Source organism: Citrobacter sp. 50677481 (genome assembly GCF_001463265.1).
GTDB lineage: Bacteria > Pseudomonadota > Gammaproteobacteria > Enterobacterales > Enterobacteriaceae > Citrobacter_A > Citrobacter_A sedlakii.
This window is the reverse complement of sequence record NZ_LNHZ01000070.1, coordinates 162,848-176,583: the sequence shown is the minus strand read 5'-3', so window position 1 is coordinate 176,583 and position 13,736 is coordinate 162,848. Positions and strand designations below refer to the sequence as shown.

Annotated in this window: 16 protein-coding genes; 13 read left to right on the top strand and 3 right to left on the bottom strand. The window is 53.7% G+C overall.

Going from position 1 to position 13,736, the window contains the following annotated elements; genetic code table 11:
• The first annotated feature begins 19 nt into the window (after positions 1–19).
• Complete coding sequence (gene sstT, locus APU02_RS20755) at positions 20–1,264, top strand: serine/threonine transporter SstT (protein ID WP_042292921.1); 1,245 nt, start codon at positions 20–22, stop codon at positions 1,262–1,264.
• A 74-nt stretch (positions 1,265–1,338) separates the two neighbouring features.
• Here sstT and APU02_RS20750 read toward each other — a convergent pair whose 3' ends face one another.
• Positions 1,339–2,826 (bottom strand): altronate dehydratase family protein, encoded by a 1,488-nt coding sequence (locus APU02_RS20750; protein ID WP_060571089.1) that lies wholly within the window; start codon positions 2,824–2,826, stop codon positions 1,339–1,341.
• Positions 2,827–2,840: 14 nt separating this feature from the next.
• Positions 2,841–4,253, bottom strand: coding sequence for a glucuronate isomerase (gene uxaC / locus APU02_RS20745; RefSeq protein WP_042292917.1), 1,413 nt, complete (start codon positions 4,251–4,253; stop codon positions 2,841–2,843).
• A 475-nt stretch (positions 4,254–4,728) separates the two neighbouring features.
• Between uxaC and exuT the strand changes: the two genes are divergently transcribed.
• The 12 genes from exuT (at position 4,729) to APU02_RS20685 (ending at position 12,768) form a co-directional block, all read left to right on the top strand.
• On the top strand, positions 4,729–6,018 hold the full coding sequence (exuT, locus tag APU02_RS20740) for a hexuronate transporter ExuT (RefSeq protein ID WP_060571088.1): 1,290 nt from the start codon (positions 4,729–4,731) through the stop codon (positions 6,016–6,018).
• 151 nt (positions 6,019–6,169) lie between these two features.
• A complete protein-coding gene (gene exuR, locus APU02_RS20735) occupies positions 6,170–6,946 on the top strand; it encodes a transcriptional regulator ExuR (RefSeq protein ID WP_042292915.1) in 777 nt (258 codons plus the stop codon).
• 349 nt (positions 6,947–7,295) lie between these two features.
• Positions 7,296–7,958 (top strand): DedA family general envelope maintenance protein YqjA, encoded by a 663-nt coding sequence (gene yqjA, locus APU02_RS20730; protein WP_042292913.1) that lies wholly within the window; start codon positions 7,296–7,298, stop codon positions 7,956–7,958.
• Positions 7,959–7,961: 3 nt separating this feature from the next.
• A complete protein-coding gene (mzrA, locus tag APU02_RS20725) occupies positions 7,962–8,345 on the top strand; it encodes an EnvZ/OmpR regulon moderator MzrA (RefSeq protein WP_042292912.1) in 384 nt (127 codons plus the stop codon).
• 150 nt (positions 8,346–8,495) lie between these two features.
• Entirely contained in the window at positions 8,496–8,864 is a 369-nt protein-coding gene (locus APU02_RS20720; protein ID WP_042292909.1) for a DUF1090 domain-containing protein, read from the top strand.
• A 35-nt stretch (positions 8,865–8,899) separates the two neighbouring features.
• Positions 8,900–9,205: a YqjD family protein gene (locus APU02_RS20715; protein WP_042292907.1), complete on the top strand. Its 306-nt coding sequence runs from the start codon at positions 8,900–8,902 to the stop codon at positions 9,203–9,205.
• A gap of 2 nt (positions 9,206–9,207) precedes the next feature.
• Positions 9,208–9,612, top strand: coding sequence for a phage holin family protein (locus APU02_RS20710; RefSeq protein ID WP_042292904.1), 405 nt, complete (start codon positions 9,208–9,210; stop codon positions 9,610–9,612).
• Positions 9,602–9,886 carry a YqjK-like family protein gene (locus APU02_RS20705; RefSeq protein WP_042292902.1) on the top strand — a complete coding sequence of 95 codons (285 nt, stop codon included), beginning with the start codon at positions 9,602–9,604 and terminating at the stop codon, positions 9,884–9,886. The genes APU02_RS20710 and APU02_RS20705 overlap by 11 nt, the downstream gene beginning before the upstream one ends.
• A gap of 279 nt (positions 9,887–10,165) precedes the next feature.
• Positions 10,166–10,558 carry a DoxX family protein gene (locus APU02_RS20700; RefSeq protein ID WP_003024847.1) on the top strand — a complete coding sequence of 131 codons (393 nt, stop codon included), beginning with the start codon at positions 10,166–10,168 and terminating at the stop codon, positions 10,556–10,558.
• A 120-nt stretch (positions 10,559–10,678) separates the two neighbouring features.
• Positions 10,679–11,665, top strand: coding sequence for a glutathione S-transferase family protein (locus APU02_RS20695; protein WP_060571086.1), 987 nt, complete (start codon positions 10,679–10,681; stop codon positions 11,663–11,665).
• Between the two features lie 151 nt (positions 11,666–11,816).
• Complete coding sequence (locus APU02_RS20690; RefSeq protein WP_042292897.1) at positions 11,817–12,182, top strand: DUF805 domain-containing protein; 366 nt, start codon at positions 11,817–11,819, stop codon at positions 12,180–12,182.
• Between the two features lie 226 nt (positions 12,183–12,408).
• A complete protein-coding gene (locus APU02_RS20685) occupies positions 12,409–12,768 on the top strand; it encodes a DUF805 domain-containing protein (RefSeq protein ID WP_042292895.1) in 360 nt (119 codons plus the stop codon).
• A 50-nt stretch (positions 12,769–12,818) separates the two neighbouring features.
• Here the strand turns inward: APU02_RS20685 and yhaJ are convergent, their stop codons facing one another.
• Entirely contained in the window at positions 12,819–13,715 is an 897-nt protein-coding gene (yhaJ, locus tag APU02_RS20680; protein WP_042292892.1) for a DNA-binding transcriptional regulator YhaJ, read from the bottom strand.
• Positions 13,716–13,736 lie beyond the last annotated feature (21 nt).

Below are 13,736 nucleotides of genomic sequence, written 5' to 3'. Positions count from 1 at the left end.
ACACTGTAAGGATCGAGAAATGACTACGCAACGTACACCGGGGTTGTTCCAGCGCCTGGCGCAAGGGAGTCTGGTAAAACAAATTTTAGTGGGCCTCGTTCTGGGGATTCTACTGGCATGGATTTCTAAGCCCGCAGCAGAAGCTGTAGGGTTACTGGGTACACTTTTCGTCGGCGCGTTAAAGGCCGTCGCACCTGTCCTGGTTCTGATGCTGGTCATGGCGTCTATCGCCAACCATCAACACGGGCAAAAAACCAATATCCGTCCGATTCTGTTCCTCTATCTGCTGGGCACCTTTTCTGCAGCGCTGGCTGCGGTCGTGTTCAGCTTCGCCTTTCCGTCCACGCTGCATTTAAGTAGTAGCGCCAATGACGTTGTGCCGCCGTCCGGCATTGTCGAAGTCCTGCGCGGCCTGCTGATGAGCATGGTCTCTAACCCTGTCGATGCGCTACTGAACGCCAACTATATCGGTATTCTGGTGTGGGCTGTCGGTCTGGGCTTTGCCCTGCGTCACGGTAATGAGACCACCAAAAACCTGGTGAACGATATGTCCAATGCCGTCACCTTTATGGTGAAGCTGGTCATCCGTTTTGCGCCGATTGGTATTTTTGGTCTGGTGTCGTCTACGCTGGCCACCACCGGTTTCTCTACACTGTGGGGCTACGCTCAGCTGTTAGTGGTGTTGATTGGCTGTATGCTGCTGGTGGCGCTGGTGATCAACCCGCTGTTGGTGTTCTGGAAAATTCGGCGCAACCCGTATCCGCTGGTGTTCGCCTGCCTGCGTGAAAGTGGCGTTTACGCCTTCTTCACCCGCAGTTCCGCGGCCAATATTCCGGTAAACATGGCGCTGTGTGAAAAGCTGAATCTGGACCGTGATACCTATTCGGTGTCAATTCCACTGGGCGCGACCATCAATATGGCGGGTGCGGCAATCACCATCACCGTACTGACACTGGCGGCGGTACATACGCTGGGCGTGCCGGTGGATCTGCCGACGGCGCTGCTGCTGAGCGTGGTGGCTTCTCTGTGCGCCTGTGGCGCATCCGGGGTGGCGGGCGGTTCACTGCTGCTTATCCCGCTGGCCTGTAACATGTTCGGCATTCCGAACGATATTGCCATGCAAGTTGTGGCGGTTGGCTTCATCATCGGCGTACTGCAGGACTCCTGCGAAACGGCGCTGAACTCCTCTACCGACGTACTGTTTACCGCGGCGGCTTGCCAGGCGGAAGATGAGCGTCTGGCCAACAACGCACTGCGTAGCTAATGTGACATCCCCAGGCCGGATAGCGCTGCGCGTATCCGGCCTGTTTTTACAACCTGACTCAAAACGAAGGGTAATTAGAGGGTAACGCCGCTTTTAAAAATAGCCAACTCTCTGAAATCATTACGTTCATTGCAGGTCTGCTTGCCGTTGGCGAACTCAACAATGGTGTCGATAAATTCATCCAGCAACTGCGGCATCGCTTTACCGTGAATGAGCTGACCCGCGTCGAAGTCGATCCAGTGCTTTTTCTTCGCTGCAAGTTCGCTGTTGGTGGCGATTTTCACTGTCGGCACAAAACCGCCATAGGGCGTGCCGCGTCCGGTACTGAACAGCACCATATGACACCCCGCCCCGGCCAGTGCGCTGGTAGCCACTGCATCATTACCCGGCGCGCTCAGCAGGTTCAGCCCGTGCGTTTTCAGACGCTCGCCGTAACGCAGCACGTCCACCACCTGACTGGAACCTGCTTTCTGGGTACAGCCCAGCGATTTATCTTCCAGCGTGGTAATGCCCCCGGCTTTGTTGCCCGGCGAGGGGTTTTCGTAGATGGGCTGGTTATGGGCCATAAAATACTGCTTAAAGTCGTTGACCATCGTCACCAGCTTGTGGAAGGTTTCTTCGTCGCGGCAGTGGCTCATCAGCAGTTGCTCCGCGCCGAACATCTCCGGCACTTCGGTCAGCACCGTCGTGCCGCCATTGGCAATCATATAGTCAGAAAAACGTCCTAACATCGGATTCGCGGTAATACCGGAAAGCCCGTCAGAACCACCGCACTCCAGACCAAACTTCAGTTCGCTCAGTTTACCCGGTTCGCGCTTATCGTGGCGCATCGCTTCGTAAAGCTGATGCAGATGCGCAATCCCTGCTTCCACTTCATCGTCCTGATGCTGGCAGATCATAAAATGCACGCGTTCAGGATCGAACTCGCCCAGCGTTTCGCGAAACGCATCGACCTGGTTGTTTTCACAGCCGAGGCCAATCACCAGTACCGCCCCGGCATTCGGATGACGCACCATGTTTTGCAACATGGTGCGGGTGTTGATGTGGTCGTCCCCGAGCTGGGAACAACCATAGGTGTGACTGAACAGGAAAACGCCGTCGGTGCCTTCGGCGTTATTGGTCTCCTTCAGGAAGCGATTCTGGATCTGCCGGGCGATCCCGTTGACGCAGCCGACGGTCGGCAGGATCCACAGCTCGTTACGTACGCCGACCTCCCCGCTGGCGCGACGGTAGATCTGCACATCGCGATCCGCGGGCTGCGGCGGGAGATCCTGAAACTCAGGTTGATAGCGATACGCATCCAGGTCGCTCAGGTTGGTGCGTGTATTATGGGCATGAATGTGTTCACCCGCCGCAATGTCCGCCAGAGCATGGCCGATAGGCTGCCCGTACTTAATGACGTATTCATCACGCGTAATATTGCTCAACGCAAATTTATGACCACGTGCGATAGCCTGACGTAGCGTTACGGTGTGGTTATCAACGTTCACTTCCGTGCCCTGCGCCAAATCGGCCAGCGCTACCGCAACGTTATCCAGCGCATGGATCTTGATGTATTGCATATCAACCCCGAACCTTAGTTGAGCTCAATGGCGAAGTAGTCACGCGCATTGTTAAAGCAAATGTTTCTTACCATCTCGCCCAACAGCTGAATGTCTGCCGGGGCTTCGCCCGCGTCCACCCAGCGGCCGATCATCTGGCACAGAATGCGGCGGAAGTATTCATGACGGGTATACGACAGGAAGCTGCGGCTGTCGGTCAGCATGCCCACGAAGCGGCTTAACAGGCCCAACTGCGCCAGTTGTGTCATCTGACGTTCCATCCCGTCTTTCTGATCGTTAAACCACCAGCCGGAACCGAACTGCATTTTGCCCGGCATCCCTTCGCCCTGGAAGTTACCGATCATCGTTCCCAGCACTTCGTTATCACGCGGGTTCAGGCAGTAGAGAATGGTTTTTGGCAGCAGGTTTTCTTCGTTCTGCTTGCTGAGTAATTTAGACAGCTCTTCTGCCATCGGACGGTCATTGATGGAGTCAAAGCCCACGTCCGGCCCCAGCAGTTTGAACTGGCGAAGGTTGTTATTGCGCAGCGCGCCGATGTGATACTGCTGGACCCAACCGCGACGGGCATATTCCGCGCCGAGGAACACCAGCACCGCCGTTTTGAACTGCGCCACTTCGTGTTCGCTCAGGGCGTCGCCCGCCAGACGGCGCGCCAGGATGCCGTCCAGTTCGGCTTCATTCGCCTCCGCAAACAGCACCACATCAAGCGCGTGGTCAGAGACTTTACAGCCGTGGGCGGCGAAATGATCCAGACGTTTGGTCAGCGCGCTTTGCAGATCGCTAAAGCGGCGGATGTCGGTATCGGACACTTCACCCAGCTTCGCCATGTAATCATTGAAGGTCGCCTGTTCAATGTTGAAAGCTTTGTCCGGACGCCAGCTTGGCAGCACTTTAATGGCGAAGCTGCTGTCCTGCGCCACCTTCGCATGGTGCTCCAGCGAGTCGATCGGATCGTCGGTAGTGCCGACCATTTTCACGTTCATTTGCTGCATGATCCCGCGCGCGGAGAAGCGATCCTGCGCCAGCAGGTCGTTGCACTCATTCCAGATCTCATCAGCGGTAGACGGTGACAGCAGCTTACCGGTGATGCCAAACGGGCGACGCAGTTCGAGGTGAGTCCAGTGATACAGCGGATTGCCGATGGTATGCGGAACGGTTGCCGCCCAGGCGTCGAACTTCTCGCGATCGGACGCGTCGCCGGTACACAGCCGCTCAGGCACGCCGTTGGTTCGCATCGCGCGCCATTTGTAGTGATCGCCCTTCAGCCAGATGTCATACAGGTTCGTGAAACGGTAGTCTTCGGCGATTTGCTGCGGCGGCAAATGGCAGTGGTAGTCGAAGATCGGCTGTTCTTTAGCGTAATCATGATACAGGCGGCGGGCAAATTCGGTATCCAGCAGAAAATCTTCAGTCATAAACGGGGTCATTATCGTCTTCCTCTCATCGAGTGCGTCAGATTGCTTATGTTGCGATGCTGACAAAGTTATCACACCAATTTCCACTATCCGAAGATATTTTCGTGAGCCAGATCAATAAACCCTGACAAAAACGTTACCCTTCTGGAGGTAAAAACCGTCCCAGGCCGCGCCACGACTGGCCTTCCTGTAAAGAAATAATGACCCTGCTAAGAATAGCACTTTTGTGATGGCTCTCACCTTTTAAAGTTGTATGACAAGTTATCTTTCTGCCGTCGCGATACATAAGCTGACGGAATGCATTATTACCGATGAATTCATCATCGGATTGACCGGTACGGAAACCGAATGAGCACAACGACTTAATGGCAACGTTCGGGGAGTACCGGCTTTTTTCGGTTACGCCCTTCGTGAGAAGAACATCCTCCGCCCTACGCTGGATGATGGCCGCGTTCCTGGCGGAAATAACAAAACGATGAGGTTTTACATGCGTAAAATTAAAGGGTTACGTTGGTACATGATCGCACTGGTGACGCTTGGCACCGTGCTCGGGTATCTGACGCGTAACACTGTGGCGGCAGCTGCGCCGACTCTGATGGAAGAGTTACACATCTCCACCCAACAGTATTCCTATATCATCGCAGCCTACTCTGCTGCTTACACGGTTATGCAACCCGTTGCCGGTTACGTGCTTGACGTCCTCGGCACCAAAGTGGGTTACGCGATGTTTGCCGTATTGTGGGCCGTTTTCTGTGGCGCAACGGCACTGGCGGGAAGCTGGGGCGGGCGTGGCGCGGTCGGCGCAGCCGAAGCCGCGATGATCCCGGCTGGCCTGAAAGCCAGTTCTGAGTGGTTTCCGGCGAAAGAGCGCTCCATTGCGGTGGGTTATTTTAACGTTGGCTCCTCTATCGGTGCGATGATTGCCCCGCCGCTGGTCGTCTGGGCGATTGTGATGCACAGCTGGCAGATGGCGTTCATCATCTCCGGCGCCCTGAGCTTTATCTGGGCGATGGCATGGCTGATTTTCTACAAACACCCGCGCGACCAGAAAAAACTGACGGACGAAGAGCGTGACTACATTATTAACGGTCAGGAAGCTCAGCATCAGACCAACAGCGCAAAGAAAATGTCGCTGCTGCAGATCCTGCGCAACCGCCAGTTCTGGGGGATCGCCCTGCCACGCTTCCTGGCGGAACCGGCATGGGGTACGTTCAACGCGTGGATCCCGCTGTTCATGTTTAAGGTGTATGGCTTTAACCTGAAAGAAATCGCCATGTTCGCCTGGATGCCTATGCTGTTTGCCGACCTGGGCTGTATCGTCGGGGGCTATCTGCCGCCGCTGTTCCAGCGCTGGTTCGGCGTAAACCTGATCGTGTCGCGTAAAATGGTGGTCACCCTCGGCGCGGTACTGATGATTGGTCCGGGGATGATCGGCCTGTTCACCAGCCCGTACATTGCCATCATGCTGCTGTGCGTAGGGGGTTTTGCTCACCAGGCGTTGTCCGGCGCGTTGATTACCCTCTCCTCTGACGTCTTTGGCCGCAACGAAGTGGCCACCGCGAATGGCCTGACCGGGATGTCCGCCTGGCTGGCGAGCACCCTGTTCGCCCTGGTGGTAGGCGCGCTGGCGGATACCATCGGCTTTAGCCCGCTGTTTGCTGTGTTGGCGGTGTTTGACCTGCTGGGCGCGTTGGTCATCTGGACCGTTCTGCAAAACAAACCGGCCAGCGATGTCGATGCCGGTCCGCAGGTGAATAAACCGGCTACGCAAAGCTAACCTGCAATCCAGAGCCTGTGCCGGAGCGCTTTACCTGCCCGGCTGACCTAAGCCGCCTGCTCCAGGGCGGCTTTTTCGTCTCTGTGAGTGGAGCGAAACTCGCGAAAGTGGTATAACAAATAGAGTCTGCCGTATCATGCCTGGAGCGCATATGGAAATCACTGAACCCCGTCGTTTGTATCAACAACTTGCCGCTGACCTGAAAGAGCGTATTGAGCAGGGCGTTTACCTGGTGGGCGATAAACTGCCCGCAGAGCGTTTTATTGCCGATGAAAAGAACGTCAGCCGCACCGTGGTTCGTGAAGCCATTATCATGCTGGAAGTGGAAGGTTTTGTGGAAGTGCGTAAAGGTTCGGGTATTCACGTCATTTCTAATCAGCCTCGCTATCATCAGGCGGCCGACGAGTCGCTGGAGTTCGCCAATTACGGACCGTTCGAACTGCTACAGGCGCGTCAGCTGATTGAAAGCAATATTGCTGAATTTGCCGCGACCCAGGTGACCAAGCAGGACATCATGAAGTTGATGGAGATCCAGGAGAAAGCGCGCAATGAAAAGTGCTTTCGCGATTCCGAATGGGATCTGCAGTTTCACATTCAGGTGGCGTTAGCGACGCAAAACTCCGCGTTGGCGGCGATTGTCGAAAAAATGTGGACCCAGCGCAGCCATAACCCCTACTGGAAAAAACTGCACGAACACATTGATGCGCGTACCGTGGACAACTGGTGCGACGATCACGATCAAATCCTTAAGGCGCTGATTCGTAAAGATCCGAACGCCGCCAAACTGGCAATGTGGCAGCATCTCGAAAACACCAAAATCATGCTGTTTAACGAAACCAGCGACGATTTCGAATTTAACGCTGACCGTTATCTTTTTGCTGAAAATCCGGTGGTTCATCTTGATACCGCCGTCAACGCGGCAAAATAAACGTTCTTTCTCCGACAGGCGCGCCGCTGCGCCTGTCTGCACGCCTGACAGTAAGCGAAAGGTATAAAGTGTCAGCCTGTGTAAATCCTCTCGCCTCACTCCACTACGATAAGCAAAATCAGACCTCAGGGACGCGTAATTTCTATAACGGACTCCGTTGACCTTTGTTACAATTAGATGCAAATCGAATTTATGTTTGTTAGTGCTTGCTTACTTCACCACTTTACAGGGATTAGTTCAGGCCGTGGCTTTGCGCCGTTCGCACACCATACAAAAAAGTTGATAAATGATGCGGCATAGCAAACTCCTGAAACCGGCGTGACGTTAACCGATTCACCAGGAATACTGAATGGAACTTTTGACCCAATTACTGCACGCTCTGTGGGCGCAGGATTTTGAAACTCTGGCCAATCCTTCCATGATTGGCATGCTGTATTTTGTTTTATTTATGATTCTGTTCCTGGAAAACGGGTTGCTGCCTGCCGCCTTTTTACCCGGCGACAGTCTGCTGGTTTTGGTCGGCGTACTGATTGCGAAAGGCGCAATGGGCTATCCGCAAACCATTTTGCTGCTCACCACCGCCGCCAGCCTGGGCTGCTGGCTGAGCTATATTCAGGGACGATGGCTGGGGAATACCCGCACCGTGCAAAACTGGCTCTCGCATCTGCCCGCGCACTATCATCAGCGCGCGCACCATCTGTTCCATAAGCATGGGCTTTCAGCACTGCTTATTGGCCGTTTTATTGCATTTGTGCGTACCCTGTTGCCCACCATCGCAGGGTTGTCCGGCCTTAATAATGCGCGCTTTCAGTTTTTCAACTGGATGAGCGGCCTGCTATGGGTGCTTATCCTGACCACGTTGGGCTATCTGCTGGGCAAAACACCGGTCTTTCTGAAATATGAAGACCAACTGATGTCCTGCCTGATGCTGCTGCCGGTCGTCCTGCTGGTCTTTGGCCTTGCCGGTTCGCTGGTGGTCTTGTGGAAAAAGAAATACGGGAACCGAGGGTAAGGGATGCTGAAACCGCGCATAACGCTGAAGCAACTGGCCTTGAGTACCGCGTTCCTGCTGGTGCTGGGCAGTCTGCTACTGGTCTGGTCGGCCATTCGCCAGCAGGATTCAACTCTCGCGATCCGCGCCGTTCATCAGGGGGCAAGCGTGCCCGACGGTTTCTCTATCTGGCATCATCTTGACGCCAACGGTATTCGCTTTAAAAGCATCACGCCACAGAAAGATACGCTGCTGATCACGTTCGATTCCAGCGCCCAAAGCGCCGCGGCAAAAGCGGTGCTCGATAAAACCCTGCCGCAGGGCTATATCATTGCTCAGCAGGATAATGACAGCCAGGCCGTACAGTGGCTGTCGCGTTTGCGCGATACCCCACATCGGGTAGGATAATATCGCCAGGAATCCGAATCCCGTCACCCACTTTGGTGATTTCCCCGTTTAATGTCTATGATTAATAAAGCGGTGGGTCACCCCATCGCGTTGTCATCTGGATTCTCGTTCCTGACTTCACGGGAACGAATCACAATGGAAGGTTCAAGAATGAAACACCGCATCGCTTTAGCTATTACCCTTTTTGCTCTTAGTGCTGGCAGTTACGCCAATACGCTCTGTCAACAGAAGGAGCAGGATATTCAACGGGAAATCAGCTATGCCGAGAAACACAATAATCAACACCGTATCGATGGGCTGAAGAAAGCGCTCAGTGAAGTCAAAGCCAACTGCACTGACAGTAAACTGCGCGCGGAACATCAGGAAAAGATTGCTGAGCAAAAAGAAGAGATTACTGAGCGTAAACAGGATCTCGTGGAAGCGAAGCAAAAAGGCGATGCGGACAAAATTGCCAAACGTGAGCGCAAGCTGGCTGAAGCAGAGGCCGAGCTGAAAGAGCTGGAAGCTCGCGACTACTAAGCAACCCTAACCCCTTACTCATCTGGAGAAAAACTATGTCGAAAGATACTACTTCGGAACATCTGCGCGCTGAGTTGAAATCCCTGACCGATACGCTGGAAGAAGTGCTGAACTCCTCTGGCGAAAAATCGAAAGAAGAGTTGAGTAAGATCCGTAGCAAAGCCGAACGTGCGCTGAAAGAGAGCCGTTATCGTCTTGGTGAAACCGGTGATGCTATCGCGAAGCAGACCCGTGAAGCCGCTGCCCGTGCAGACGACTATGTTCGCGAAAATCCATGGACTGGCGTAGGTATTGGTGCTGCGGTTGGCGTAGTGCTGGGCGTACTGCTGTCGCGTCGCTAATTATGGCGGACACTCATCACGCGCAAGGGCCCGGTAAAAGCGTTCTGGGCATCGGGCAGCGAATCGTCTCTATTCTGGTAGAGATGGTGGAAACCCGGCTGCGTCTGGCGGTGGTTGAGCTTGAAGAAGAAAAGGCTAACCTCTTTCAGCTGCTGCTGATGCTGGGACTCACCATGCTTTTCGCTGCATTTGGTTTGATGAGCCTGATGGTGCTGGTGATCTGGGCCGTTGATCCGCAGTACCGGCTCAACGCGATGATTGCCACCACGGTCGTACTGCTGGTTCTGGCGCTGATTGGCGGCATATGGACGTTACGCAAAGCGCGTCAGTCCACGCTGCTTCGCCATACGCGGCATGAACTGGCGAACGACAGGCAAATTCTCGAGGAGGAGAGCCGTGAGCGGTAAAGTCGAACGTGCACAGCGTAAGGCCCGACTGCTTAGCGAGATCCAGCAGCAAAGGCTGGATCTTTCAGCCAGTCGCCGTGACTGGCTGGAAGCCACGGGCGCCTACGATCGCGGCTGGAACACGCTCCTGAGTCTGCGTTCATGGGCGCTGGTGGGCAGCAGCGTGATGGCGATCTGGACCGTGCGTCATCCAAATATGCTGGTACGCTGGGCAAGACGTGGATTCGGTGCCTGGACGGCCTGGCGGTTATTCAAAAAGACGTTGAATGCGTAGGCCGAACGCCTTCTGCCCGATGGCGCTTCGCTTATCGGGCCTCTCCTTTTTCCCCACTTATTGAGCGCATAACCCCCACTGGCACATTACGCCATCGTCGCTGTTCAGCACCCAATCTTATATTCATCAAAATTATTGAAGAAATTTGACAGTTTTCCTTGCTAACAATTCTCATTACTCACGTTTATGATTCTCTCCATCGACAGCAATGACGCGGAGTACCGCGCCATTGCGCTAAAAAACATAATCAGCAGCCTGAGTGGTTTCCTGGAGAGTAAAATGAAAAAATTAGAAGATGTTGGTGTACTGGTCGCGCGTATTCTGATGCCAATCCTGTTTATTACCGCAGGATGGGGAAAGATTACCGGTTACGCGGGTACACAACAGTATATGGAAGCCATGGGCGTGCCTGGCTTTATGTTACCGTTGGTAATCCTGCTTGAGTTTGGCGGCGGCCTGGCGATTCTGTTTGGTTTCCTGACCCGCACCACCGCCCTGTTTACTGCCGGTTTTACGCTTCTGACCGCGTTTCTGTTCCACAGTAATTTCGCGGAAGGGGTGAACTCGCTGATGTTCATGAAAAACCTGACCATCGCTGGCGGCTTCCTGCTGTTGGCCATCACCGGTCCGGGCGCGTTCAGTATCGACCGCGTGCTGAATAAAAAGTGGTAAACGCACTATACTTGATGAACGTAAAACGAGGAGACCTTCTCCTCGTTTTTGCTATCCATACCTAATGGATTTCGCGTTGCTTCGAGTCGGCCTACAACGAAGCGTGTAAAGGAGAGTAACATGGGACAACTGATTGACGGCGTCTGGCATGACACCTGGTACGACACCCAATCCACCGGCGGCAAATTTCAGCGTTCGGTATCGGCATTCCGTAACTGGCTCACTGCCGATGGCGCACCCGGTCCTTCCGGTGAAGGCGGCTTTGCGGCGGAAAAAGATCGTTATCATCTGTACGTTTCGCTCGCCTGCCCGTGGGCGCACCGTACGCTGATCCTGCGCAAGTTAAAAGGGCTGGAGCCGTTTATTTCCGTTTCCGTCGTCAATCCCTTAATGCTGGAAAATGGCTGGACCTTTGACGATAACTTCCCGGCTGCGACAGGTGATACTCTGTATCAACACGAATTTCTGTATCAACTGTATCTACACGCCGACCCGCATTACAGCGGTCGGGTGACCGTACCGGTACTGTGGGATAAAAAGAACCACACTATCGTCAGCAATGAATCCGCAGAAATCATCCGCATGTTTAATACGGCGTTTGATGCGCAGGGCGCCAAAGCAGGCGACTACTACCCTGCCGATCTCCGCGGTAAGATCGACGAACTGAACGGCTGGATTTATGACAACGTCAATAACGGCGTTTATAAAGCCGGTTTCGCCACCAGCCAGCAGGCCTATGACGACGCGGTTAACAATGTCTTTACCCATCTGGCGCGCCTGGAGCAGATCCTCAGTCAGCATCGTTTTCTTACCGGCGATCGCTTAACTGAGGCGGATATTCGTCTGTGGACCACGCTGATCCGTTTTGATCCGGTGTACGTGACGCATTTTAAATGCGATAAGCATCGCATCAGCGACTATCTCAACCTTTACGGCTTCCTGCGCGATATTTACCAGATGCCGGGGATTGCGGAAACGGTGAATTTTGACCATATTCGCACGCACTACTTCCGAAGCCATAAGACCATCAACCCGACGGGGATCATTTCCATCGGTCCGTGGCAGGATCTCAGCGAGCCTCACGGGCGCGACACCCGCTTCGCGTAACACCCTGCCGCCATCGCGGATGGCGGCGCTTCTTTCTTTTTCTGCCTACCAGGCCTCATTCCGTTCACAAATATTTACCCCCCGATCATTCGCAGCTATTCTTAATTTGATTGCTTTAAAAACAAGTGATTGACCCAAGGTTGAGGCGAAAATGGATTGGTATTTAAAAGTTCTACGAAACTACATCGGGTTCGGTGGTCGCGCCCGGCGCAAAGAGTACTGGATGTTTATTCTGGTCAACGTCATCTTAACGTTCGTTCTGGGCGTGCTGGATAAAATCCTGGGCTGGCAACGCGCAGGCGGAGAAGGCGTACTCACAACCCTGTATGGGATCCTCGTGTTTCTGCCGTGGTGGGCGGTTCAGTTCCGACGCCTGCACGACACCGATCGATCTGCATGGTGGCTGTTACTGTTACTCATTCCCGTCATCGGCTGGCTGGTTATTATTATCTTTAACTGTCAGGACGGTACGTCTGGCGAAAACCGCTTCGGCCCGGATCCGAAAACCCTGCCATAAGAACCCAAAAAGGCAGAAAAAAAAGCTGCCTTTTTAATTTTTACACGATAAATATTCTTTTTGTTGTCTGTGCGTTTATCCATTCACATCTTATTTATATCTAATCATATTATTATTAATACGAATATTAACATGAAATATTCCTAAGTTTGCATAATAAAAATGACCTCAGCGATATAGCGTGATATATTTCTGCGACTTTTTTTAGCACTAATAAGGATATTTAATGGATTGGTATATAGGTGTATTAAAAAATTATGCCCTTTTTACGGGACGTGCGCGCAGGAAAGAGTACTGGATGTTTGTGCTGATCAACATGATCATCAGCGCAATTCTGAACGTTATTCAAGCCGTTATCGGCATGGAAACGCCGTACATCACGATAATTTATAGCCTCGCCGTTCTGCTGCCGAGTATTGCCGTGGCGGTTCGCCGTCTGCACGATACCGAGCGCTCTGGCTGGTGGTTGCTGATTAGCCTGATTCCGATTGTCGGGGCGATTGTGCTTATCGTCTTTATGTGCCAGAACGGCACCGCCGGAAATAACCGTTTCGGCGCAGACCCTAAGCAGGGTGAGATTAATTAAGATTTTTCGGGGCAATATATTTGCCCCGAATTTCATTGTTCCAGCAAATATTACTTTCCAATAAACAGTTTCGGAATCTCACGCAGACACCAGGCTTTCGCCTCGCCCATACTGTCTCGCCGCCAGGCCATAATAATGTCGATCTCACTGGTCGATTCAGGACTGACAACCCGCAGTCGCCCTTCAGCGATATCGTGTTCCACCAACGGATAAGGCATCGTCGCCACCCCAAGCCCCGCCAGCAGCGCCTGACGCTTATCCTCAATCGTACTGACGGTAAGACGCGGCTGCTTATCCAGCAGTTGTACGGTCAACACCGGACGCTCGCGGGCGGTATCCGCCACCGCCACGCCGCGATATTTCACGCGCGTCACTTCAGAAAGCGGTTCTGGCTCCTGATGGATAGGGTGATCCGGCGCAGCCACATAAACATTCATCAGAGTGTATAATTTGCGCGAATTGATTTCTGACGACGAGCGAAAGTGCATGTCCGGGGCGATAACGATATCTGCCCGCCCCTGCTCCAGACGTTCCCAGGCGCCTGCCAGCACTTCGGTAATGACCGATAGCTGCGTGTTGGCTTTGGCCGCCAGCTTGTCGATAAGCGGGAAAAAGGACGGCGTCGGCACCAGCGCTTCCGTTACAATGGTCAAATGCGTTTCCCATCCCCGGGCCAACGCTTCGGCATCGGTAGTCAGTTTATCCGCCGCTTCGAGAAGAACGCGGCCTCTTTCCAGCAACATGCGTCCGACATTGGTGAATTTTGTGCGGTGCCCGGAGCGGTCAAACAGCACCACATCCAGTTCCTCTTCCAGCTTCTGCATGGTGTAACTGAGCGCAGACGGCACGCGCCCCAGTTCATCCGCCGCCGCCGCAAAGCTGCCGCGACGGTCTATCGCATCCATCACGCGCAACGCTTCGAGCGTTAATGCCCTTTCTTTGGCCATATCGTTCTCATTCAGGAAATT